The sequence below is a fragment of the Lactococcus muris genome (assembly GCF_042849115.1).
GTDB classification, from domain to species: domain Bacteria; phylum Bacillota; class Bacilli; order Lactobacillales; family Streptococcaceae; genus Lactococcus; species Lactococcus muris.
The window spans coordinates 18,154-41,933 of the sequence record NZ_BAAFQO010000018.1; the positions used below are offsets into that span (position 1 = coordinate 18,154).

A 23,780-nucleotide genomic window follows, 5' to 3' on the forward strand; every position below is an offset into this window, starting at 1 on the left:
GGAGGAGTAAGGTGCAAGTTCCTATAAAGTATATTGTTACAATTTGTCAATGGGAAATTAAAGATAAGTATGAAGTAAAGGTAATTAAAGAAAATTTTACTGTTCGCTTGCTTATTCGTCCGTTAAATCTTGATGTCCCTGCATGGACTTATACTCGAGATTTAGAGGAGCTGGGTCTTACACATACAGAGGTTAAGAATGAGTTGTATTATTTATCGGATATTTTGAGCAATAATGCGACTTTAGTTGACCACATTTATAAGTTTTGTATGCGTACGAAGGCTTCTCTAGGTATGGCTTTTATTGCGTGGCACATGGACGAAATGGAACAAGAGGAGTATATTCGCAAGCTTAGAAAAACTTATGTTTTAGAATTTAAGGAGGAAAGACTATGAATATTATTACAAAAGAAGAAATCATGCAACAAACAGGAATGTCAAAGTCAGTTGCGTCACGTATTATACGTGAGGGCAAATTAGAAATGGTAAAAAGGGGTTATCCATTTTATGCAAATAAACGATTAAATTTTTGCCCTTTGGTTGTCGTAAATGAAATGCTTGGTTTAGAGCTAAAAGGAAGTGAGTACAATGCCCTTAAGAGTGTTTCGTAGAGGTAAGAACTGGGAATACAGATTAAAGGATAGCAAAGGGAATCATGTAGTAAGTAAATCGGGATTTGTGAGTGAAAAAGAAGCAACTTTAGCTGGTAAAGAGGTTGAGTTAGAATATTTGAAAGGTACACGATTTGATAATTCTTCAACTCTTTATGATATTTATAAAAAATGGTATGACCTTGAGATTTTACATTCCACCCGTTCAGAACAGACTAAAATAAAATATAAACGACTTCTCAAAAAAGTTGAAAAATATTTTGGAAGAATGGTCGCAAGTAAAATAAAGTATAGTCAGTATCAGGAAATTATGAATGAAATAGGTAAAACAGTTGGAAAAGACTATTTAATACGTTTAAATTCAAGCATTAGAAGCTCTATACAGCTTGCTAGACGTGATTTGTTGAATATCAATGATTTTACTTTAGGAGTGAAGCTGAATGCACAGAATGCTCCTAAAAAGCCTGAGAATAAATATATTAGCAGTTTATCTGATTATAAAAAAATAATAATCTATCTTAAATCAAGAATGAATTACGAAAAAAGTATTATGCCTTATCTTATATTTATCCTGTTTAAGACAGGGTTAAGAGTAGGAGAAGCCCTAGCTCTTACTTGGGAAGAGGTTGATTTTAAGAAGAGTATTATTAAAACTTTTAAAAGAATTGATAGTGCAAGTCATAGAGATACTGGAAAACCAAAAAATCCTTATTCTGTACGTGAAATTCCTATAAGTGATGATGTCATACGGATATTAAAAAAGCTTTATCAGGAACAAAGTGATAGTAATATATTCTCTCTTTCAAAGGGCTTGCTTTTTTTTGATAAAAGGACAGGTCTTCCTACAAATAATGGGATTAATAAGGCTTTGAAAAAGTATCTTACTGAATTGAATATAAGTCCATTAATCGTTGCGACAGGTTGTAGGCACACTTATGCGTGTGTACTTCTTGCTAAAAAGGTTGATATAGCTGTAGTAGCCAAAAATATGGGACATAAAAATATCCAGCGTATCATAGATACTTATGGGCATGTACTAAAAGAATTACATGAAAAAGAAAACGAAGCTACTAGGAAAGCATTGGAAGATTTTTAATGATTGAATGGCTTGAACAATAGTTTAAGCTATTTTTGTTGTTCTTTGTTAAAATGTATGTATCATAAAATAAAGAAGTTGGACACAAATTCGGCACAATGTTAAAATAAAAAGCTCAACCATAAGGATTGAGCTAATATATATAATGCCACTGAATGGAATCGAACCATCGACCTCCACCTTACCATGGTGTTGCTCTACCGACTGAGCTACAGCGGCTGACTTATTGCTTTCGCCCACTCGGAGAGCAACAGAGGAGGATTTGCTTTCGCAAATCTTTATCTGCCGATTAGAAGCGCTGCTTCTAACTCTACCGACTGAGCTACAGCGGCTAACTTGTTGCTTTACGAATGGGCTGCATCATCAAGCACTAATAATTTTACCAAAAATATGAATAAAAGTCTATAAAAATAGAAGTGAGGACATTAAAATAGCAAAGAAAAAATCAACATTTCTCTGTCAAGAATGTGGCTATAAATCTGTAAAAAAACTAGGACGTTGTCCAAACTGTGGGGCGTGGGGTTCCTTTGTTGAAGAAGTTGAAGTGCAGGAAGTTAAAAATCAGCGCATCAGTCTTACAGGTGAACGCTCAAAACCCATGAAGTTAGATCAAGTTGAACTTTTTGACACACCACGCGTTGAGACAGACCTAGAGGAGTTTAATAGAGTGCTCGGTGGTGGCGTTGTTCCCGGCAGTCTTGTACTTATTGGGGGTGATCCCGGGATTGGTAAGTCCACACTTCTACTCCAAGTATCAACGCAACTTGCTTCTCGAGGAAGAGTGCTCTATGTTAGTGGTGAAGAGTCTGCCCAGCAGATTAAGCTGCGTGCAGAGCGCTTAGGTGATATTGACACTGACTTTTACCTTTATGCAGAAACCAATATGCAAAGTATCCGAAACGAGGTTGAGCGCTTGCAGCCAAACTTTTTGATTGTTGACTCGATTCAAACCATCATGACACCAGAAATTCAAAGTACACAAGGTTCCGTAAGTCAGGTCCGTGAAGTGACCGGAGAACTTATGCAGTTGGCAAAAACTAATGACATTGCGACCTTTATCGTAGGACATGTGACAAAGGAAGGACAGCTTGCAGGACCACGTATGCTGGAGCATATGGTAGATACCGTGCTCTATTTTGAAGGGGAACGTCAAAATACGTTTCGCATATTGCGAGCAGTCAAAAATCGCTTTGGTTCTACCAATGAAATAGGTATCTTTGAGATGCAGGGCAGTGGCTTAGTTGAAGTGACAAATCCGAGTGAGGTTTTCCTAGAAGAACGTTTAGAAGGCTCTACAGGCTCTGCTATCGTCTGTGCTTTGGAGGGAACACGTCCAATCCTAGTTGAAATTCAAGCGCTAACTACACCAACCATGTTTGGTAATGCCAAACGGACAACTTCTGGTTTAGACTTTAACCGCGTGAGCTTGATTATGGCCGTACTTGAAAAACGTGCAGGCTTTCTTTTGCAGCAGCAAGATGCTTATTTGAAATCAGCAGGTGGTGTAAAACTGGATGAACCAGCAATTGACTTGGCAGTTGCAGTAGCTATCGCTTCAAGCTATAAAGAAGCGCCGACAGATGCGCGTGAATGTTTCATCGGAGAAATAGGTTTGACTGGTGAGATACGGCGTGTGACACGCATGGAGCAGCGACTTAATGAGGCAAGTAAATTGGGATTTCAAAAGGTCTATGCACCTAAGAATAGCCTAGCAGGTGTGGATATTCCAGAAAATTTAAAAGTCGTTGGTGTGACAACTCTGTCTGAATGTTTGAAAAAAGTATTTGGTTAAAAGAACTATCTCAATGAGAAGAATAAAATATTAGACTGCAGACAAACAGCCTCAAATTTTGAGGCTGTTTCTTGTGTAGTGAAAATAAACTGATTTTAATCGGAATTTTTCTTTTCTCAATCTTAAAAACAAGACTCCAGTCTATCTCTTTTCCTATATTCAAGCGGTCAAATTTCTGGGATTAAGCCAGGTCAAAAGGTTCGTTTTACGATTCAACAGATCCTTCCAAAAATAGAAATTCTAACCGGAACAATCCACCAAATTGACAGTGCCCCAACTCCATTGAAGAGCGGGAATACTTATAAAGTTTCGGCCTTAGTCACCATTCAAAAGACTTATTTTAACTACTACTTAGATAAAATAAAAGGAGAGTCTTCATAAAGTTGCTTATGTTAAGCAGAATGACACAAATATCCAGAAAATAGTAAAACATAATTTTTTTAATAACTGCAGATAAAAAATTCTAATTTGTCATGTTTTGTCATTCACCACACTCTTGAAAAAGCGCTTACACATCGATACAATGTAAGCAGTTCAAAACTATGGATAAGGGGGGATTAATGTTAAAAAAACAATAGAAATTTTGGAAGATGAAATTTTAAAGGATTTAAAAAGAATTCTTGGAAATACTAATAGCACTAATTTCGAAAAAGAAAAAGTTTCTATTGCAATAAACTTAATGGAAAAGGGCACTCCTATATCTAATGTATTGAGACGTCTTCAAATCACATTTGTTGGCAAAACACAAAGTCCAGAAGTCAAGTCATTTAATAAAAACATTACTCCGTATCTTAGAGACAGCCAAATACTAGGAACGGCTTTCATGGGTTCTGCCCTACCTCTGTAGTTTTTATTTTAAGTAAACTTATAGCCTAATGTAAGAGTGGTTGAGAAAGTCTTATTATAATTAAGTCAAAGTTTTATCATTTTTTGGTCTGGCTATAAACAAAGCCAAATCAACTTTGTCTATAGTCGGATTGTGCATTGGTTATTTTAATTAATTTGAATTTTCTGGAATTAGCAATGCTGTCATTGTCAGATTAATTACAAAGACTTCTAGTAGAAAGTTTTATGGAAAAGAAAAAATTTAAAATTACACTATCATGTGTAATGTTGTTACTTCTTAGCAGTGGTGCTTATGTACATACAACTGCTCAAAATTATCAAGAAAGCATTTATAACCCCCAAGTTAATAATACTCCACACAGCCAAAAATTAGTAGCTTTGGATACTGTCAGTGATGAAAAAAGTGGACCTGTGAAACCAGTTGAAGCTGGGAAAGTGAACGATGACTTTATTAATCGTTTTGATAATGCTGTAAGCTTGAATGAGAAAACTGGAAAATTTGAAATTGATAAATCAAAAATCCCGAACAACGCTTCAGAAGAAGAAATTTCTGCTTTAAATAAAAGGGTTGACACAAGTAATGTATCGTTGAAAAAATCATTGCTTCTACTCCTAAAGAAAACACAGTTCAAAATGAGGACTCTGTAGTTGTTGCAAATGATGAAAAAACAGCTAAAGAGATTCAAGTATCGACCATGGGGAAATATCATGATGGTTCTACTTATTTACATGTTTATTGGTGGGGACTTCGTATTGGTATAAATAAAGCACAGACTCAATATGCAGCCAGTGCTGGATTAGTTATAGCCGGTGTTTATGTTCCTGCTAAAGCTGTTCAAGCCGCGCTAGGTATTTTAGGATTATCAGTAGGAAAATTTATTCCTGGAGGAATTGTATTTAATTCTTCCCCTCAATTTATCCCTGTAGTAGGAAGCGATGCTATTGTATGGGGAGTGGGATGGCAATGAAAGAAAGCAAATATCAAATAGCAATGACAACTTTAGCTATAGTTGGACTAGTTTTTATATTTTTTACTGGGGTTGAAAGCTTTGGTAAATTACTCATAAATATTTTATTGGTTGTTATTCTGATTGTATCAGTTTCAGGACTAATTAAAGATTTTCTAAATAAGAAATAAGTACAAAAAGGACCTAGGGGTGATACAATGTCATTAAGTTAAGAAATAGATTCGACAGTCTAAAACGATAAGATTTTATTATCTTGTCGTTTTTCAGTAGCCTCAAATTTTGAGGTTATTTGTCTACAGTCTGAAATGTTAATTGTAAAAATTAGCATTTTTTGTTTTCTTAAATACTCTTGGGGTTTTCGGACTGTACTTGATCTTTTTTATAAAGTTTTAACTACATAAAGAGATAAACAAGTATCTTATCATGATGTGTGATATAATTGACACAGAACTTTATATTTATCAAAAATTAAGGCTAGAGAATAGAAAGGAAGTCTTATGCGTCGTTGGATAATTCATATTCTGATGGGTATTGTGGGCGCCTCCATAGGCATCACGATCCTTCCATGGGTTTGGCATCTCTTTGGTCAAGATGCCAATGCTTTTAATCAAGAAATTGTAAATGGGTTAATTGGAGCAATTATTTTTGTTATTTTTTCATTTTTTATGTCCAATTTCTTGATGAGGGCTTTGAAAAGGTTAGATCAAAAAATAACCAGAGTTAATCTCTCAAAAATGGTATTTAATTTTATTGGTGCCATCTTAGGTTTGATGGTTGGTGTTCTACTGACAATCCCCTTGTCTTTATTAGGGGTACCTGTACTGAGCAACATTATTTCATTTGTTTTGATTGTTGGCTTACTTTATCTGGGCTACACCGTCTTTGATAAGCGGGGAGACGAAATCTTTAAAATTGTATTTCGTAGAAGAAAAGAAACAGCCCCAGCAGATAAGTCCGCTGAGGCTGATAAAGAGCAAACCTCTCGTTCTTCGATGCTTCTGGATACAAGTTCAGTCATTGATGGGCGAATTTTAGATGTGCTTAAAACGGGATTTATTAGCGATAAGGTCATCGTTCCTAACTTTGTTTTGTTAGAATTACAATTGATTTCAGATAGCGCTGATCCACTTAAACGTGCTAAAGGGCGCCGCGGGTTGGATCTGGTTAATTCATTAAAAGAATTTGACAATGTTGAAATTTCTACTAAAGACTACGAGGATGTTCGTGAGGTTGATACAAAGTTATTGCGTTATGCAAGCGAGATTGGTGCAAAGCTAGTCACAAATGATTTTAACCTCAATAAAGTTGCAGAAATTCAAGGTGTAGTTGTCCTTAATATTAATGATCTAGCAAATGCAGTAAAAACACAGCTTATTGTAGGAGAACAAGTTGAAGTGACTATCATTCGTGAAGGATCAGAACGCCAACAAGGCGTGGCTTATCTTCCTGATGGGACAATGATTGTCATTGAAGATACTGCTAAGATGATTGATAAGAAAGTATTAGTTGAGGTAGCGAAAGTTTTACAAACGAGTGCAGGACGTATGATTTTTGCCGATCTGGTTGACTCTAAATAAGCAAGTGATAATTTGAAGGAAGAAAAATAAGGAAGATATATGTATTTTAAACGCTTTGCACAACTTTTTTTCATTTATCTATTCGCGGCACTTGTTCTGATAGCCATTGTGAGCTCGGACTTCTTAGAAAATAAAAGTTTAACTTTTGCTTTTGCCCTGCTTGTTTCTTATGGTGTGTTGACCTTGCCTTTGGTTCTATTGACTGTTTTAAAAAGTAACAAAAAGGCAACTACCGTTGGCTCCCAGGGTGAAGGCGGAGAAGTACGCCGTATTCTGGGGGCCTTACCAGGTTACCTTGCTTTAAGCTGTCAGACATCAGAAGGGCGACAAGCAACGACGATTATGAGCTTTGTTCAATCTGTTCATGAAGAAAATGTCTGGTATATGGTGGCTGATAAGAAAGCCCACAAGGTTCAGGATATAAAAGAAAATCCTCAGGTTTCCTTTACAACTTGGTTTGATAGCTTGGAAAAAGGTGAGCGTCTGTCTTCCAACCAAATTCATGCAGAAATCGTACAGGGAATAGCTGCAAAAGAACTTGTCAAACATGAAAGTAATATACTTAATCTTCATGAAAATGCGCCAAATATGGCGATTATTAAACTCAGCATCCGTTCTTTACTGCACGAAAATTTTAAAGAAGGTGCCCGAATCATTGATTTTAACTGAAGTTTACGGACTTCTTTTTTTGTTTGGAACTCTAAAAATGTTCATAAGTTTATAGTTGCAATAAAACTTTATAAATGTTATTCTAATTATGAAAGTGGTTACACAATTACTTTTATTAAACTAAGGTTTCAAATAAAAAGGGGGCTATATCCCCCAGAGCATATATCTATATGGAGGATAAATTTATGAAAATAGGTGTTCCAACAGAGATTAAGAAGCATGAATATCGTGTGGGACTTGCACCAGAGTTTGCAGCTGCTTATGTGGCTGCTGGACATGATGTTTACATCCAAAAAGGAGCGGGTGAGGGATCTTCATATCCGGATGAACTCTACACAGCTGTTGGTTGTAAAATCTTGCCGACTGCAGAGGAGATTTATGCAACTGCGGACATGATTATTAAGGTGAAAGAGCCGCTTGAGCCAGAATACGCATTGATGCGTGAGGGACAAATATTTTATACCTATTTCCATCTTGCAGCAGATAAAGCTTTGACTAAGGCAGTCTTGGATAAGAAAATTGTTGCAATTGCCTATGAAACAATTCGTGATCGCAACGGCGCACTTCCAGCTCTTAAGCCAATGTCTGAAATTGCTGGACGTTTGTCCGTTCAAGAAGGTGCGAAGTATCTGGAACGTCCTTTTGGCGGCCGTGGTATTTTGCTTGGGGGTGTAACAGGAGTTCTTCCTGCCAATGTCCTTGTTCTAGGTGGTGCAGGAGTTGTAGGACGTAATGCTGTTGCTATGGCTGTCGGAATGCATGCTAATGTTACAGCAGTTGATGTGAACTTAGATGCTTTGACAGAGCTGGATAAACTATATGAAGGACGTGTAAACACAGTTTACAGTACGGATCATGCAGTAAAAGAGTTGATTTCTAAGGCTGATTTAGTGATTGGGGCTGCGCTTATCCCAGGGGCTGCAACGCCACAGCTTATTCGTCGTGAACATTTGCCGCTGATGAAAAAAGGAGCTGTCATTGTCGACGTAGCGATTGACCAAGGTGGAACTTGTCAAAGTTCTCACGTGACTTATCATGACAACCCTGTTTTTGAAGAAGAAGGTGTTATCCACTATTGTGTAGGAAACATGCCTGGAGCTGTGCCTGTTACTTCAACAGCAGCCTTAAACAATGCGACACTGGCAAATGGTTTGTCTATAGCAAACAAGGGTTATAAAGAAGCACTAAAAGCTAATCCGGGGCTCAAAGAAGGACTTAATGCAGCTTATGGTAAACTGACATGTAAACCTGTAGCTGATTTATACGACATGGTTTATACGGACAGTGATGAAGTAATTAATGGATAAGAAAAGCGCTGCTTAACAACAAGCAGCACTTTTTTATTTTATAGGGGAAGAACCATGTTATACCAGGTTTCTCCCGCAAGTTGTGAGTCAGAAATCCCCTTGGAAACAAATCCATAATGTTCGTAGTAAGGAATGAGATTTTCGACACAAGTAAGGCTGATGCCTTGACGACTTTCTTCGGCTGCAGCTTCCTTCATCAAATCCAGTAAGGAGGTAGCGATACCTAAATCACGGTATTCACTATCTACAGCGAGACTGACGATAATTTGAAAGCGGTCTGTTGGACGACTGGCTTCTGTTTTCTCAAACATATCGTCTGTCAGATAACACTTGTCAGAAGTTGGTCCTACAAGAATACCGACAACCTTGCCTTCTTCATTTCGAGCAACGAAGAATCGCTCAGGAATGACTTGGAGGCGTTCTAACATTGAAGCGCGTGAGAGGACTTCATTTTCTGGGAAAGAGGTCTCCTCGATATGCATCACATCATCAATGTCCGTGATTTTTGCTTTGCCATATGTAATTTTAGTCATATCTTTATTTTAACATGCGCATTAGCACAGAGTCAATGAAGCTAATGTTTCTTTGATTACAGTATGATTTTATAATGACTCACTGTTAGAAACATTGCTCAGAATATGATAAAATAAAAGGGATTGAAACGAACAGGAGAAAACTATGTCTAATAATATTCGTGTGCGTTATGCACCCTCACCAACAGGTCTCTTACACATCGGTAATGCACGTACTGCACTTTTTAACTATCTTTTTGCACGTCACTATGGTGGTGACTTCCTTATCCGCATTGAAGATACTGACCGTGAGCGTCATGTAGAAGATGGTGAACGTTCTCAACTTGAAAACTTGCGTTGGTTGGGGATTGACTGGGATGAAAGCCCAGAAACACATGAAAACTATCGTCAGTCAGAACGTTTGGAACTGTATCAAAAATATATTGATCAACTTTTAAGTGAAGGCAAAGCTTACTATTCTTATAAAACACCTGAAGAGCTTGAAGCGGATCATGAAGCGCAAGAAGCAGCAGGTATTGCGCCGCATTATGTTAATGAGTATGCGGGAATGTCAGAAGCTGAGAAAGAAGCGTATATTGCAGAACGCAAAGCAGCAGGAATTACACCAGTTGTCCGCCTCTCTGTAAATGAAACCGCTGTTTACAAGTGGACAGATATGGTTAAAGGCGATATCGAGTTTGAAGGTGGGAACATCGGTGGTGACTGGGTTATTCAAAAACGCGATGGCTACCCAACTTACAACTTTGCTGTCGTAGTAGACGATCATGACATGCAAATTTCACACGTTATTCGTGGAGATGACCACATTGCGAATACACCGAAACAGTTGATGGTTTATGAAGCTTTAGGATGGGAAGCACCTGTCTTTGGTCACATGACATTGATTATTAACTCTGAAACAGGCAAAAAGTTGTCCAAACGTGATACCAACACGCTTCAATTTATCGAAGATTACCGTAACAAAGGTTTCATGGCAGAGGCTATTTTCAACTTTATCGCTCTCTTAGGCTGGAACCCAGGGGGTGAGCAAGAAAAATTCAGCCCACAGGAGTTGGTGAAACTCTTTGATGAAAAACGTTTGAGTAAATCTCCAGCAGCCTTTGACCAAAAGAAACTGGAGTGGATGGACAACGAATACATCAAGCATGCAGAGTTTGAACCTGTATACGAATTGACAAAACCTTTCCTTGAAGCAGCTGGGCGCTTTGATGCACGTGCGGAAGAACTGGTTAAACTTTACAAACCACAAATGAAATACGCCGAAGAAATTCTGGAGTTAACAGACCTCTTCTTTGGAGAATTCCCAGAACTCACAGACGAAGCCCGCCAAATGATGGATTTAGAAACTTCACCAGTCGTAGTGGCTACTTTCCGTGAAAAACTCGCAGCATTGGAAGATTTTACTGCCGAAAACATCTTCCCACTTTTTAAAGAAACACAAAAAGAAACAGGTGTTAAAGGAAAAAATCTTTGGATGCCGATTCGTATCGCTGCTTCTGGTAGCATGCATGGTCCAGAATTACCTGAAACCATTGCCCTTTTAGGAAAAGAAAAAGTTCTTGAACATATGGCACAATTCTTGTAAAAGAGTGAAAATAAACGCACAAGTCCTTTGTGCGTTTATTATATTTCTGTGGCAGTAATTGCTAAAAAATAAATCACAGTAAAGTTTATAAAAGCTGTCCCAAGACGGCTTTTTTGAGTTGAGATTTAGCGAATGTTTCTAGGAATTGAAGGTTATTTACACAACAATTCTTTTGAGAGTGTGTTAGGGCGGCTTTTTGAGGAAGATGATGACAACTTTTCTTAATTCCTTGGGCGTTTTTATGTAAATTTAATAAGAAGTTTCTTTTTATGTGTTTGCTCGAGAGTTTTGATAAGCTGTTCAAATGCTACAAACTCAAGGTCTTGATTGATGAGTAGACGACCATCCATGACGAGCTTTGCTAAGAGCTTCATCCTGTCTTGCCATTCTTCTGGACTAAGCTGAGCATTCCAATGGCGCAGATGAAAAATACCAGCCTCTATAGGAAGTTTTGCTAATTTGCCCCAATCAACCTGTCTTCCTGAAAGAAGACCAACTGCTTGAAACTTTCCACCCTGTCGGACACAAGCAGCCAAATCTGTCCCCGCTTGCCCACCAACGCAATCAATGGCCGCATCGACTTGTAAACCTATCAAGTCTGTACGTAGTTCGTAGGCACCACGTTCTTTTAAAAGTTTGTGTTTCTCAGGATGTCGTGTAATGGCGATAAGGTCGAATCCCAGTATCTGTGAAAGTTGTGCAAAAAGTTGACCTAGGGAAGAACCAGCAGCATTTACAGCAAGTTTTTGTCCAGGTCTTAATGCGAGTACTTCTGTACACAGAATCCAAGCCGTCAGCGGATTGATATAAAGTTGGCTGGCAGAAAGAGAGTCAAGGCGATCAGGGACAAAAAACGCATGAGTCATGGGGCATTTGACAAATGTCTGCCAGGTTCCTTCCCCCTCCAAAGGTAAAACACGCTTACCTATGAGTTCCTCAGACAGCCCTGTACCGACTCCTACAACAACACCAACCCCCTCATAACCAGCAAACGCAGGTAAATTTATCCGATGCGCATAGGCACCAGTAATAGGGATGAGATCAGAAGGATTGACAGGCGCATAGAGCATCTTTACAAGGAGTTCTTGATCTTGTAAGCTGGGCTGCTGTCTTTCTTGGAATTTTAAAACTTGATGGGGCTGACCAAAGGACTCGTAAATTAATGATTTATACATGGCTTTAATTATAACAAATCCTGTGAAACGTAAATCACTATTTTCAGTTTTTCACAATTAAAAAAGACAGAAAAATTTCACAATTACTTTCATTTATCGAATGTATAAATAAAGAAAAGAATTTGACAAAAACAAAACTTATGTTAAACTTAAGTTATGCAAAACGTAAAATAGGATAGGAATGTGTAAAAAACATTCTTGGAACATTGAAACTATAAAGGAGTCCGTTTTATGAAGAGTAAATTACTTTTGAAAGTAATGAATATAGCTGCGTTGGCTTTACTAGTGATGCAAGTTTTACCTGCCTCCTCTCTTCGAGCTATAGCTGATACCTTAGACCTTGACGAACATTTACCAAGAGTCCACTTAACTGCGGCTGAGTTAGATGATGCGGATAAACCAGAATTTATCCTTCTGAAGGGTGAAGTAAGACAAGGAAAAGAAGCTGAAACAGCAGAAATCACCTTGTCTGGTGTTGATACTGTGCCTACAGAGGAAGAGAACACTCTTGCTGATTTGCCCGAAAGCTCCTATAAGGTTGCTGATAATAAAGTCACTCTGAGTTTGACGAAGGCAAGTACAGGTAATTTCTCATTAAAATTACAAATCGTTAAAGAGAGTATCAAAGATGGTGAGATTCAGGTCACTTTGGGTGAGCAGGTTCTCACAGTACCTTTAAAAGCAGCGGAAAAAGAAGCTGAAGACAAGGCTGAAACAGCAAAGACAGCATCATCCACAGGAGGAAATACTGCACCTAGAACACGTGGCTTAGGTTTGAACTCTATATTGCCTACAGCCACTTATCCATGGTCTGTTGTACCAGGCAGTAAGGCAGCTGACCCTGCAACAGATAATGTAGCCAATGTCTTTTCATCTCTTCCAACGGTAGATGATGGGCGTGTATGGACAGACAAAACGGTATACCGGCTTGGTGGTCCAACAGATTTTGAAGTTACACTTTCAGCCCTGTCACAAAGTGTGCCAACACGGGAAGGTTATCAGATTCCCGCAGACACCGTCTTTACTATTGACGTTTCTGGTTCGATGACCAAAATAGATCCAGGAGCTGGCCGTTCACGTATCGCACTGCTAGTGGATGCTCTGAACGAAGCGATAGGTATTTTACAAGATGCGAACCCGCTTAACCGTGTAGCTGTAGTTGCTTATGGCGGCCGTTCGGGTGGTTATGCCCGTGTCGAAAAGGTTTTAGAACTGGGACGTTATGTACCCAATGCCAGTGGAAACTTCTTTACCTTAGGCTCTAGTGGAGATACGGTTAATGTTAATGCTTCAGCAGGACAAGGAGGTACTAATCCTGTTGCTAACTCTATCCAAGTAGTAGGTTCAACACCAACACAGTGGGGGATTCGTGAATCTGCGCGTATCCTAGAAACTGCTACAGATAAACAGGTTAATGTTCCTGTAACTGATGCTGATGGGCAAGTATTGCCAGAAGAAGCTGAAGTTACACGCCGGCCCAATATGATATTGCTTACTGACGGTGAGCCGACTATGGGGCGTCCGGACTATGCTTTTGATTCTTCTGCCCCTGTCGTTCTAGGTCCAAATGGTAATCGTATAGATAATGTTGCAACGCCAGGTCAAGGTCCATTTTATGGCGATGGCTCTTACGGTGAGCAAGGTCTTGCCGTGATGACAGCTCTGACAGCAGCTTATAGAAAAACGACAGTTTCTGCTTCTTATTTCCCAAATGGGAATGTTGCTGGCGATGAAGGACAACCAGAGGCTGGTGTTGGTTTCTTCACAATCTCTACAGGTGTTCAACCCACAGAATCACAAAGGGAGCTTATCACTGCAACTCTAAATCCGACTCCGACCAATACAGATAAGATCCTCCCCAACATTCGTCACAGCTTCTTAGGGAATAATTCTTCATACCTTCCAGGCCCGACTGTAACAGCGCCGTCAATGACAACCCTACTGAATAACTTTACTAACGGTGCAACGGGTAACTTCTTAGCGCAGTATCGCGCTGGCTTTGGCAATTACCAATGGAATGTTCCTGCAAGTACGGTAAATATTGCGAATACAACTGCAAGTCTAGCAGCGCCAGCTGACATAGCCTATGCCGATAACTTTTTTGAGGCGAGCAATATTGAGGAGCTGCGAGCAGCCTTTCAACAAATCACGAGCAGCATTCAAGAATCAAGTAATAAACCTATCGTTGATATAGGGGGCGAGGGCGACCTAGGTTCTGGCTCTCTTGACTTCTCCGATGTTCTCGGAGATTACATGAGCTTTACTGCTTTGAAGAGTATCAGATTTGCAGATAAAGGAAGCTTTACGCCTTCACAAAGTAGACCAAGCGATTTCAACCGAACTTTGGCTGACTATGTCCGAGGTCAAGGCGGCTCTACTGGAGTAGCTCTGCTTCCTGAAGGACCTGAAGTTACTGCTATCCTTAATAGCTTTGGCAATGGCCGTTTCACTTACTACGCTGACAACTATGGGCACTATGTGGGGATAACAAATCCTGGAAACGCTGCCTTAAAGGTGGAAGTATATCCTTTCCAAGAGGCAATGATAAATAGTGAAGTAACTGGTAGTCAAGAGAGTATCAGCCGTCTCTTCTTTAGCGTAAGCACAGCTCTGGCAGATGTAAACGTGGAGACAGACTATGGTATCGGAGAAACGGGAACACGAAAACTTCTGGAAGCTGACCAGTTTGTACATTGGGGGATTCCAAGCGAACTCTTACCGATGCGTACAGTTAACGAAAACAATGGGAATGTTATCATATCGGGGGACGAAGCGCCGATACAAGTCAAATTTGATGTAGCTTTAGATGAGCCCCGTCTTTTAGAAGCCTTCAGTCAGTCTCCAGAAAGTGTCCCAACACAGTTTTGGTCTAATGATTGGTCAACGCCAACAGTTGAAAATGATTCATTTGCGACTTTTGAACCAAGCACTGCGAATCCTTTCTATCAGAACATTGACGGTAACCGTGTCGTGAACAAAACGAAAAATGAGACAGGTTCCGATGCCTGGGTGAGCACACAGACTATTACTCCAGATCCGACCAGAGCTGCAGGCGATAATATCGTTGTAAATAAGCTAGGAAATAACGGAACATTTGAACTTCAATATAACGGTCAGATCCAGATTCAGAAGGAATTTGTCTTCCAAGATGTGGATGGAACGAACCTCAGTCTTAATGAGCTCCAAGAAGTTCTTGAATCGGGTGAACTAGATATCGCACCGCTTCAGTTTGTCGTTCGAAGCACCGGTCTATTGCAACAAGAGGTTGGAAGGGCTACGGTTGATTTGAATGATCCGGGTATGGTTATGCAAGCCATAGCTGATAACGGCAGAATTACTCTTAATGTTAAAGATGAAAATGGTCAGCCTTTGAACTTGCAACCCGGCACTTACACGGTTACGGAGTCAGGTGGCGATGTGATAAGTAACCCTTCAGATTTTGATTATATTCATGTTCCTGGAGCAACGATGCAGCGCGTTACGGTTCCACCTGGTGGTACAGGGGTTGTGAGTTTTGTCAATATCTATGCACGTGCAGCTGAAACTGAATTGCTCCGTGTTCAGAAAGTCTTCCACGATTTGGACGCGGCAGCTTTGGCTCTCGTTGCAAATACTTTTAAAGTTACAATAACAGCAGAACAGCCTTTTACTGGCAATGATGCAGCGACACTTACTGACCTTGAATTTACTGAAAATGCTGCTGGTCGTTTTGAAAGAACTCTTAATTATGATGAGGCTGTAGCCGGTATGAACTTCTCTGGAATACCAGAGGGGAATTATAAGATTACTGAAACAGGAACAGATGTTGCAGGCTATCGTCATCGACTTGCCCACTGGCGCTATGTCGATCTCTTTAACCCGGCTAATGCTGACGATTCTGGCGAAACAAGCAGTACTTCACAAACAGTAACCGTAGGTCAAAACAGTCAGATTGTCTTCCGTTTCGACAACTACTATGAACCTTTAGGTTCCATTGACTTGACGAAGAACTTTGAAGGGGTGACTCTGAATCAGGTTCCAGAAAACTTCTATATAGAGATTACCAAAGCTGATGACCCTAACTTTGAAGCGATTGAGATTGACCGTGAAGACTTGACAGGTTTGAGCACGAATCAGAAAATTTCAGATCTTCTTCCTGGGGAATACACAATCACAGAGTACAACTATGAGATTGGTAACCGAGACTTTGAAGGAAATGCTCAGATAGAAAGAGACTTGCAAACGACGCCACAAGGTCAACAACCGATTTACAAGGTAACTATTCCGGGTCTTATCGGAAATAACGATGTAACAGTCAATATCTACAATCGTTATCTCCAAGGTGCAGAAATCTTGCCACCAACTCCAGTTTATCCCGTTCAACTGAAAAAAGTTGACCAACATAATCAAGGTGTTGCCGGTGCAGTCTTTAGACTTGAAAAACGCAACCCTCAGACCAATCAATGGCAAACCTATGTTAACAATTTAACTTCTAACAATGAAGGCCTAGTTAATACAGCTGTGGGAGAACCAGGAGACTATCGTTTCGTCGAAACTCAGGCACCTCCAGGTTTTGAAATGGCTGAAAATCCTATAAGCGAAGTCAAAACGATTGTTGACGGAGGTGTAGGAACAAATGACAATCCCGTTTATTTTGGCGAGATCGAAAACCATATGAGAACAATCATTCAGCTGAAAAAAGTGGATGAGAATGGAAATCCACTAGCAGGTGCAGTATTCAAGGTAGAATTCCTCAACAATGGAACTTGGGAAACGCTTGCTACAGGTTTGACTTCTACGGCAGATGGTTTCGTAAGGCTTGATGTAGAAAATGATGGGCGTTACCGCTTTATTGAAACTCAGGCCCCAACTAACTATGTCCTTAATACAACACCAAAAGAAGTGACGATAACTGCAGGTGAACGCCCAATATTTGAAGCCGGAACTTTGGAGAATAAGCGTGTAGAGGGACCACAGGTGCAGAACAATGCACTCCAACTTCTGAAAGTTGATGAGCAGGATAATCCACTAGCAGGTGCGAAATTTAAGGTAGAAACCTACAATACAGAAACCCAAGCTTGGGATATATTGACTGAAAATCTACAGTCTAATGCTGATGGCCGAGTAACCATAAGTGTGCCTGGACCAGGGCGCTATCGTTTTATTGAAACTCAGGCCCCAGACGGTTATATCCTAGATGAAACACCAAGGGAGATAACTGTAAGAGAGGATGTATCCGGAGTGATTGATGCAGGGAAACTAGTAAATAAACCAAGACCTCATCTTCCGATTGTCGGAGAAAGCCTAGGACTATGGCTCCTTAGTTTAGGACTAGTCTTCCTTTTAGGCACGAGTCTTCTACTCTTCAAGAAGAAGAAAAAGAGTAACCACTAAAAAAATAAAAATGCCTGTCTTATTAGAAGGCAATAGCACAGTGCACTTTAGAGACACACTCTAGATAGACAGCTCCGAATTTTGGAGCTGTTTTCTTCATCAGATAAGGAAGTGAAATTTACAGATAGGATAAACTTTCCTTGAGTATTTTAAAATCATCTTAAAACTGTGCTCAGGATGAAGGTTCATACCAGCAAAGCTATCTATTTTCCATGAAAAAACTCCGATGTTTTATTTAAACATCGGAGTTTTAATGATGGCCTTCTTTTACTTAAAGACATACTGGTTCATGATGCTGTACTTTTAGGATAATTTTTAGACAGCACATAAAATATAATGATAAACAGGACATAGTACAAAGCTGGTATTGGTGAAGCCATCCCTAACACAAAAGTCATGATAAACAGTAGCGGAAGGTACAGTAGCCCGAGTAAGCTTCCAGCAGCATAGTACAATATCTTATTCTTTGGAAATAAAAGTCTTGCAGCTATTAATATCACAGGTAGGAGTGAGAGGTACTCTGTACCTGGCATTAATACTGCTTGGGCAAGACCTAAAGTGAGAAAGACTCCAGCTATGCTAATGGCAAATGTTTCATACTGTATAAAACGAGCCAGTCTTTTGAGATAAAAATAGGAGGCAAGAGGGAGAAGAACTGCCAGCAAAAGACCACTAATGATTAAATAGGGGTGATGATCCACTGTCCTAAAGAAGAGCATAAAAGTACCCACGGAAATTCCAGCATAGAGTATCAACAGCAGCACGACCCCAGCAATGGAAGTGAAAATTCCTTTTAGACTGATTTGCAGTTCTTGACGTTTGAGCAGGATTAAGCCGATAAGAGAAACTATCGCGAGGAGAGAAATTAGACTTCTTACAACTCCGCCATATTGGATGAAAACATGGTAAGCCAGCATAAAGTGAGTGGTAGGTGCTTCAGCTTCAAAATCCTCTGCCCACTCTGTTTGCGAAACTTGTTCCATGAGTCTAGACATGACATCTATAGAGTGTGTAACAGTTCCAGGAGAGAGGTTTTCGATAACATCGCTGGGAACGTGGTAGTGCCATGGTCTAGTAAAGTTGACAAGCGACATGGCAGGTATGTCAGCTTTTGCAAAAAATCTTTCATCCAGAGGGTGCGCATCAGCTAGGATAGAAAAACCTGTAGGGTTAGAGACTGCCTTGAAAAATTGATTGGAAAACTCATTGGCACCGCCTATAGGAAGGATTGGCCCATTACCTACGACATCAAAATTTAAAGCAAAAATAGTATTTTCTAACAAATCAGGATGTTCTTTGACAAACTGTCCTGCACCAAAGCCGAACTCATGACCATCAGAGAAAAGGACTTGTATCCCGACTTCAGGTTTTTCTCCCCGCTGATGAAAATCAATAAATGATTCCAACAGAGCTGCTACAGAAGTAGCATTGTCAGCCGCTCCTGGACTATCTGGGAAACTGTCATAATGTGCATTAAAAATCACAAATTTGTCGGAAGTGCCCGGAATGTAAGAATAGATATTCCGCGTAGAGGTTGATTCGATCACGTCAGGGGAAAAACCTAGATTCTCCACCCAAAGTTTTAACCTGTCTGCACCTAAGATGCTATCTTCTGGAACCAAGTCATGTTCGGTCACCATTACAGGCAACCCTGCATCTTCCAAGCGCTGAACAATATGATTTTCTGTACGTCTTAGATGTTCTGGCGAAAAAATCATCCGTGGTTCAGTTGACATAAACTCCACAGTGTCCCATGCAGCTGAGGTCAGAGGCGAATCTGGCGCTCTTGGTGTAATAAAAGCTGTGAGAGAAAGCGCTGCAAGAAGCAGCATGAGGGCAGGGCGCAGCATATGTTTTAGTTTTTTCATTTTTACAGTCCTACTTTCGGTTATTTTTTTTCTATAAATGGTGTTTTATGTGTGTACAGTAAAGAGAGGAATAGCTGGTCAAGTTTTAACTGGATAAAAAGTTCAGGTTTCATTTTCGATTTTTTGACATTTCTCCTCAAATTCTTCCTGACTTAAGATTCCCTTATCTAACAAAGCATGTAACATGGCTATACTGTCTTCGGGACGATTAACAGTATCTCGGTCTGCTTTTTCTTTTTTAGACTTGAAGTAGTCCTTGACATTCAAAGCAATCATAATAACAATGTAGCCCAGAGTTCCATCAACAAGTGTTCCCATCCAAAGGCTTCTATCATAGCCTTGCCAAGCAAAAAGCATTAAAAATAGTAAAACAGCAATCATAGAGAGATAGCCCGATACATAGTACATAATGTGTTGTTTCAACGTTTCTTTTTGACTTTTTTTGTTAAAAATAATTTTTTCAAAATAATAAAATAGAATAACACCGATGATAAGTAACAGATCTCGACTTATAAAGCGCTCCAAAAATTTTTGGGCAGTGCTACTCAAGTCAAGTCCATTCATAGTCGTGACAGTTTCATACCAGTACATGATTTTAGAAATAGCCAGGTAAGTGAATAAGATTTTAGTGATGGGGAGTTGCTTCTTTTTTATCTTTTTCATAAGTGTCTCCTCCGTAATGCAGGTTGCTTTCACTTTTGTTGTTTTTAGTCTCCTCTAATGCAAGAGCTTCAATATAAAAATTTTGAAAAAGTCTGTAGGAGACTGTCTGACATGTGTTTTTCTTCCTACATTCTAGCCATTTTGACTGTCTGAATATTTTTCTTGATTGGAGTAAGTGTTTGATTGCAATATAATGATATATTTATAACTATTTTATAACATTTCTGTGACGTTTCAAACCGATATAGACAAGTGACTGTGACATTTATCTTCTTGTCTGGGGTTAAAAATTTTATTCAGACAAAAAAGCCTTGCTTATTTCAGCAAAGGCTTTGTTTTATAAATTTATTTAGAAGAGATAGGGAAAATAATCTTAGAAGAACCAAGGTCAACTTCATAGGTCAACTCGCGATTGTCGCGGACAGTGTGCTCAAAGTCAGTACTATAAAGCAAGAGACGAAGTTTATCCCCTTTTTCGAGTTGATAGATTGTTGGTTGTAGCGTAAGACTGAAAGTCATCCATTCATTTTCGGGTATGGAGCTAACAGTGAGGAGTTCTTCGCGGTTTTGCAGGTTGAGGAAACCTTTTGTTACAAGTTGATAAGGACTATCTGTCAAAGGAATTTCCATCAGATTTTCTAGCATAAAATTCCTGCCGCGGTCTAAGGCTTTCAAGTCCAAGTTTTGGGCTTGGTCGGACAGGCGTTTTTTTGAACCGAAGTCAAGAAGTTGTGCCGAAAGAATTGCCTTATTGTCGTTAACTTTTACTTTAAGGTCCAGTTGAATCTGTCCGTTAAGCAGCATAGCTTCAGAAAGCTCTAAATCTACAAGAGCAGCTTGGGCCTTGCCTTCAAACAAGTCCTTCTTGAAGTTTTGGAAGTTTTTGCTGTAAGCATCGAAAGTCTTTTCATCATAATGATTTTCAAACTTTAGGATAGAAGCAGCTGTTTTCCCCAGTGGCAATGTTACCGTTTCTTTTTCGCCCCAGTCTTGGAGACCAGTCCAGCTCTGTGCTTTGCCATTTTCTTGCAAGATAACTGGTGGTAAATCTATAGTCAGTGCTCTGTTCAGGAGTTTTGCGGTGAAATAGCTGTTTATAGCTTCACTAAAGTCAATAGATTGCCAGTTATTCATATAAATATGGGCTCCGCGATGTAAGAAAGCATGTTTAGTTACATCTTTAGGAAGCACCTGCCAAAAATGGTAGGCGTGATCAGGTGTTACATTCCAGTCCTGCAAACCATGAACAATCAGCACGTCTGCCTTGGTATTTTCAGCATGTGGCAAGTAGTTGCGGTCGTGCCAATATTGGTTATAGTCTCCTGTCGTACGGTCAAGTGCTTCAAGCATCTGTGAAAGCTGCTTTTCATATTGCGCATTGGCAGCAAGAAAGTCAGCGCCCTGAAGATTACGTGAATAAGTAAGGGCCGCTAAGACATCCAGGTCTTCGCCAGGGTATCCGCCGGGTGAGCGAACTAGACCATTTTCACGATAATAGTTGTACCAAGAGGTGATACCGGCTTCTGCCACGATGACTTCTAAACCATCAATACCTGTGGTCGCGGCACCGTATGCCATTGTTCCCAGATAAGATTTTCCAGTCATGGCCACCTTGCCATTGGCCCAGTCAGCGGCAACTTCCTGTGCTCTATCACGTGAGATGAAGGCACGAGTGCGGCCGTTTAGCCAGTCGATGACCGCTGTCATGCTATAAATCTGCTGGTAGTCACCAGAAGTTTGAAAGCCATTAGAGTCCATTGTACCAACACCTGCTACATAAATAGAGGCGAAACCACGTGCTAAGAAATAGTCATTAAGTGAGTAAGTCCAACCATGTGTAAATTTTTGTGTCAAGGCTTCTGTTTGAGCTTTCGGAGTTACTTCTTGTTCATAGTTAGGAAGGGTGGGGAGTTGAGTTTCAACACTAATGTTGCCAGAAGGCTTCTCATCCAAGGGGACATTCATGTCATGCAACTGCTTGTCATTAGCAATTTCATTTATTCCTAAGTGATAAGGGCTGGCGGTCATAACAGCGGGAAGCTTGCCTTCAAATGTCGGGCGGATAATTTGAACCTTAATCAAGTCAAATTTTCCCGTATTATAAGTATCAACCTTTGACTCTACCCAAACTGTTTCACGAATCAATTGTGCAGTATCAAAGGTTGCGAGAGACTTGTCATTGAAAAAATGATAAGTGTTACTTAGGGGAAGAAGACCTTCGGACACCCAGTTTTCAACAAGTGTCATACCATTTTTACATCGGCTGCACAGAAGAAGATAAAGTGCTCGGATAAGGGTTTCACTGTCGAGATTCTCCTCGTCCAGCATAGGGATATTTATTGATTTTGCAAATTTTTCTGCTTGGTCTACCTGAAATTCAAAATGAGGAACAAAGCCAAGCAACTGTAAACTGATGGTCCAAAAGATATCCCATGTCAGTTCTTGATCAGAAGCAAGAAAATCTTGGAAAGAGTTTGTAGATGTTGCTTGGAGTCCCTCGCTTTCCACAGGAGAAACAGTCAAAAAGTCTTTGAGTATTTTCTTTTCTTCCCAGAAAACAGACCAGGTAAAGCCAAGGTGGTCCAGTTCGAGCAACTGTTCATCAAATGTTTTTTCAACGATAGAAAAGTGATTAAATTTCATGCAGTATCTTCCTTTCGGTACATCATCTACAGCCTATTATAACAGAAAAGCAGCTCGCCTGCTTTTCACCAATCGAATATTGTCTAATAAGAAGCTTGGTCAATCTTTATAGAGGCTGACGTTTATCGTGAGCAGCTTTGGGTGCGATGATGACAATAGCTTTTAACATGCCATTAATAATGCGTATAGAGAATGGGCAAAGTAGGAAAAGGCTGCTTTTTATAACCGATTTCTCCAAGAATAGCAATGTAACAAAACATTATGATAACATTTCATAAATATTAAATAACATGTTAAAATATGATGAGAGATACCATTGTATTTGGAGAAACACCCCCAATGACTTATAATCAGGCAACACAACACAACACAACACAACACAACACAACACAACACATAAACAGGCGGTAGATTCCCCTTCTTTTTCGTATGCACCAAAACGTTCCGGATAACTGGGACGTTTTTTGCCCTGCACTAAAGCTAAAAAATAATCGTTTTTGACTTCAAAGTCATAAAACTTCTCATATCCATAAAATTTGAAATATAAGGAAGAAATAAAATGCACGCAACAAACAGAAACAGGAAAAAACTAGGAATCCTTTTAGCCATATTGTCAGTCCTGCTGCTCATCTCAGGGACCTTCGCTTGGTTCTCCTTCACACAGAGAGCTATCAATGACCGCAGTGTCAGTGTCAACTTTGAAGAAGTTGGCCGCCTGCACGACTACTTTGACCGCGCCTCAGGCAACAAGGACGTCTTCGCCGAGAACTTTGGCGATGCTCCTATCTTGGTGCGCGTAAAACTCCTCGAATACATGGAAATCAATGGCGAGTCCTTAGTCCAAGCCGACCCACAAGAGGTGGCAGAGGGCAACGCAGTCCAACCCATCAAGGAAGACACCGGGACATGGACCCCTTGGACACCAGAAGCCTCAGGCAACACAGTCGACCAACGTGTCGGACCGGGCGCTGTCTTCAATGCCCGTGCCCGCTGGACTGTCGGTTGGCAGCCCCGCGCAGCCACAGACGGCTCAGGTCAGCTGAATGCCCCTTACTTCATGCCGACCTTTAACCGT

At 40.0% G+C, this 23,780-nt stretch carries 18 protein-coding genes, 1 tRNA gene and 1 pseudogene; 14 read left to right on the forward strand and 6 right to left on the reverse strand.

The window, feature by feature from the left end:
- Positions 1–11: 11 nt before the first annotated feature.
- From ACGHCK_RS09850 to ACGHCK_RS09860, 3 genes are read left to right on the forward strand one after another with little or no spacing between them, the layout of a single operon-like run.
- Entirely contained in the window at positions 12–395 is a 384-nt protein-coding gene (locus ACGHCK_RS09850) for a hypothetical protein (protein WP_394304558.1), read from the forward strand.
- Positions 392–610: a DUF3173 family protein gene (locus ACGHCK_RS09855; RefSeq protein WP_394304559.1), complete on the forward strand. Its 219-nt coding sequence runs from the start codon at positions 392–394 to the stop codon at positions 608–610. The genes ACGHCK_RS09850 and ACGHCK_RS09855 overlap by 4 nt, the downstream gene beginning before the upstream one ends.
- The gene (locus tag ACGHCK_RS09860; protein WP_394304560.1) at positions 588–1,706 is read left to right on the forward strand and encodes a site-specific integrase; all 1,119 of its coding nucleotides are present in this window, start codon (positions 588–590) and stop codon (positions 1,704–1,706) included. The genes ACGHCK_RS09855 and ACGHCK_RS09860 overlap by 23 nt, the downstream gene beginning before the upstream one ends.
- A gap of 146 nt (positions 1,707–1,852) precedes the next feature.
- On the opposite strand, the gene ACGHCK_RS09865 is transcribed toward ACGHCK_RS09860, so the two are convergent.
- Positions 1,853–1,925, reverse strand: a tRNA-Thr gene (locus ACGHCK_RS09865).
- 211 nt (positions 1,926–2,136) lie between these two features.
- On the opposite strand from ACGHCK_RS09865, the gene radA reads away from it, so the two are divergent.
- The 8 genes from radA (at position 2,137) to ald (ending at position 8,865) form a co-directional block, all read left to right on the forward strand.
- A complete protein-coding gene (radA, locus tag ACGHCK_RS09870; RefSeq protein ID WP_271328214.1) occupies positions 2,137–3,498 on the forward strand; it encodes a DNA repair protein RadA in 1,362 nt (453 codons plus the stop codon).
- Between the two features lie 583 nt (positions 3,499–4,081).
- Positions 4,082–4,345: a hypothetical protein gene (locus ACGHCK_RS09875; protein ID WP_237459880.1), complete on the forward strand. Its 264-nt coding sequence runs from the start codon at positions 4,082–4,084 to the stop codon at positions 4,343–4,345.
- A 224-nt stretch (positions 4,346–4,569) separates the two neighbouring features.
- Positions 4,570–4,992, forward strand: coding sequence for a hypothetical protein (locus ACGHCK_RS09880; RefSeq protein WP_251422517.1), 423 nt, complete (start codon positions 4,570–4,572; stop codon positions 4,990–4,992).
- Between the two features lie 47 nt (positions 4,993–5,039).
- Positions 5,040–5,312 (forward strand): hypothetical protein, encoded by a 273-nt coding sequence (locus tag ACGHCK_RS09885; RefSeq protein ID WP_251422514.1) that lies wholly within the window; start codon positions 5,040–5,042, stop codon positions 5,310–5,312.
- On the forward strand, positions 5,303–5,482 hold the full coding sequence (locus ACGHCK_RS09890; protein WP_251422511.1) for a hypothetical protein: 180 nt from the start codon (positions 5,303–5,305) through the stop codon (positions 5,480–5,482). The genes ACGHCK_RS09885 and ACGHCK_RS09890 overlap by 10 nt, the downstream gene beginning before the upstream one ends.
- Before the next feature lie 327 nt (positions 5,483–5,809).
- Entirely contained in the window at positions 5,810–6,889 is a 1,080-nt protein-coding gene (locus ACGHCK_RS09895) for a PIN/TRAM domain-containing protein (protein ID WP_202229786.1), read from the forward strand.
- Between the two features lie 39 nt (positions 6,890–6,928).
- Complete coding sequence (locus ACGHCK_RS09900; protein WP_251422508.1) at positions 6,929–7,558, forward strand: pyridoxamine 5'-phosphate oxidase family protein; 630 nt, start codon at positions 6,929–6,931, stop codon at positions 7,556–7,558.
- 185 nt (positions 7,559–7,743) lie between these two features.
- Entirely contained in the window at positions 7,744–8,865 is a 1,122-nt protein-coding gene (gene ald / locus ACGHCK_RS09905) for an alanine dehydrogenase (protein WP_251422505.1), read from the forward strand.
- Between the two features lie 38 nt (positions 8,866–8,903).
- Here ald and ACGHCK_RS09910 read toward each other — a convergent pair whose 3' ends face one another.
- Complete coding sequence (locus ACGHCK_RS09910) at positions 8,904–9,398, reverse strand: GNAT family N-acetyltransferase (protein ID WP_251422502.1); 495 nt, start codon at positions 9,396–9,398, stop codon at positions 8,904–8,906.
- Between the two features lie 145 nt (positions 9,399–9,543).
- Between ACGHCK_RS09910 and gltX the strand changes: the two genes are divergently transcribed.
- Positions 9,544–10,983, forward strand: a complete 1,440-nt coding sequence (gene gltX / locus ACGHCK_RS09915; RefSeq protein ID WP_251422501.1) for a glutamate--tRNA ligase — start codon at positions 9,544–9,546, stop codon at positions 10,981–10,983.
- A 239-nt stretch (positions 10,984–11,222) separates the two neighbouring features.
- Here gltX and ACGHCK_RS09920 read toward each other — a convergent pair whose 3' ends face one another.
- The gene (locus ACGHCK_RS09920; RefSeq protein WP_251422498.1) at positions 11,223–12,158 is read right to left on the reverse strand and encodes a zinc-dependent alcohol dehydrogenase family protein; all 936 of its coding nucleotides are present in this window, start codon (positions 12,156–12,158) and stop codon (positions 11,223–11,225) included.
- A 231-nt stretch (positions 12,159–12,389) separates the two neighbouring features.
- Here ACGHCK_RS09920 and ACGHCK_RS09925 point away from each other — a divergent pair, with 231 nt between their 5' ends.
- A complete protein-coding gene (locus tag ACGHCK_RS09925) occupies positions 12,390–17,531 on the forward strand; it encodes a SpaA isopeptide-forming pilin-related protein (RefSeq protein ID WP_271328212.1) in 5,142 nt (1,713 codons plus the stop codon).
- A gap of 287 nt (positions 17,532–17,818) precedes the next feature.
- Here ACGHCK_RS09925 and ACGHCK_RS09930 read toward each other — a convergent pair whose 3' ends face one another.
- The 3 genes from ACGHCK_RS09930 to ACGHCK_RS09940 form a co-directional block, all read right to left on the reverse strand.
- A complete protein-coding gene (locus tag ACGHCK_RS09930; protein ID WP_251422492.1) occupies positions 17,819–19,399 on the reverse strand; it encodes a M28 family metallopeptidase in 1,581 nt (526 codons plus the stop codon).
- Positions 19,400–19,501: 102 nt separating this feature from the next.
- Complete coding sequence (locus ACGHCK_RS09935) at positions 19,502–20,062, reverse strand: SHOCT domain-containing protein (RefSeq protein ID WP_251422489.1); 561 nt, start codon at positions 20,060–20,062, stop codon at positions 19,502–19,504.
- 345 nt (positions 20,063–20,407) lie between these two features.
- Positions 20,408–22,705, reverse strand: coding sequence for a Xaa-Pro dipeptidyl-peptidase (locus ACGHCK_RS09940; protein ID WP_251422486.1), 2,298 nt, complete (start codon positions 22,703–22,705; stop codon positions 20,408–20,410).
- Positions 22,706–23,264: 559 nt separating this feature from the next.
- On the opposite strand from ACGHCK_RS09940, the pseudogene ACGHCK_RS09945 reads away from it, so the two are divergent.
- A pseudogene (locus ACGHCK_RS09945) lies at positions 23,265–23,780 on the forward strand (hypothetical protein); the annotation flags it as partial.

Coding starts and splice junctions, on each gene's coding strand:
- ACGHCK_RS09855 (WP_394304559.1), top strand. CDS start 392: ATGAATATTATTACAAAAGAAGAAATCATGCAACAAACAGGAATGTCA.
- ACGHCK_RS09860 (WP_394304560.1), top strand. CDS start 588: ATGCCCTTAAGAGTGTTTCGTAGAGGTAAGAACTGGGAATACAGATTA.
- ACGHCK_RS09880 (WP_251422517.1), top strand. CDS start 4,570: ATGGAAAAGAAAAAATTTAAAATTACACTATCATGTGTAATGTTGTTA.
- ACGHCK_RS09885 (WP_251422514.1), top strand. CDS start 5,040: ATGGGGAAATATCATGATGGTTCTACTTATTTACATGTTTATTGGTGG.
- ACGHCK_RS09890 (WP_251422511.1), top strand. CDS start 5,303: ATGGCAATGAAAGAAAGCAAATATCAAATAGCAATGACAACTTTAGCT.
- ACGHCK_RS09895 (WP_202229786.1), top strand. CDS start 5,810: ATGCGTCGTTGGATAATTCATATTCTGATGGGTATTGTGGGCGCCTCC.
- ACGHCK_RS09900 (WP_251422508.1), top strand. CDS start 6,929: ATGTATTTTAAACGCTTTGCACAACTTTTTTTCATTTATCTATTCGCG.
- ald (WP_251422505.1), top strand. CDS start 7,744: ATGAAAATAGGTGTTCCAACAGAGATTAAGAAGCATGAATATCGTGTG.
- ACGHCK_RS09910 (WP_251422502.1), bottom strand. CDS start 9,398: ATGACTAAAATTACATATGGCAAAGCAAAAATCACGGACATTGATGAT.
- gltX (WP_251422501.1), top strand. CDS start 9,544: ATGTCTAATAATATTCGTGTGCGTTATGCACCCTCACCAACAGGTCTC.
- ACGHCK_RS09920 (WP_251422498.1), bottom strand. CDS start 12,158: ATGTATAAATCATTAATTTACGAGTCCTTTGGTCAGCCCCATCAAGTT.
- ACGHCK_RS09925 (WP_271328212.1), top strand. CDS start 12,390: ATGAAGAGTAAATTACTTTTGAAAGTAATGAATATAGCTGCGTTGGCT.
- ACGHCK_RS09930 (WP_251422492.1), bottom strand. CDS start 19,399: ATGAAAAAACTAAAACATATGCTGCGCCCTGCCCTCATGCTGCTTCTT.
- ACGHCK_RS09935 (WP_251422489.1), bottom strand. CDS start 20,062: ATGAAAAAGATAAAAAAGAAGCAACTCCCCATCACTAAAATCTTATTC.
- ACGHCK_RS09940 (WP_251422486.1), bottom strand. CDS start 22,705: ATGAAATTTAATCACTTTTCTATCGTTGAAAAAACATTTGATGAACAG.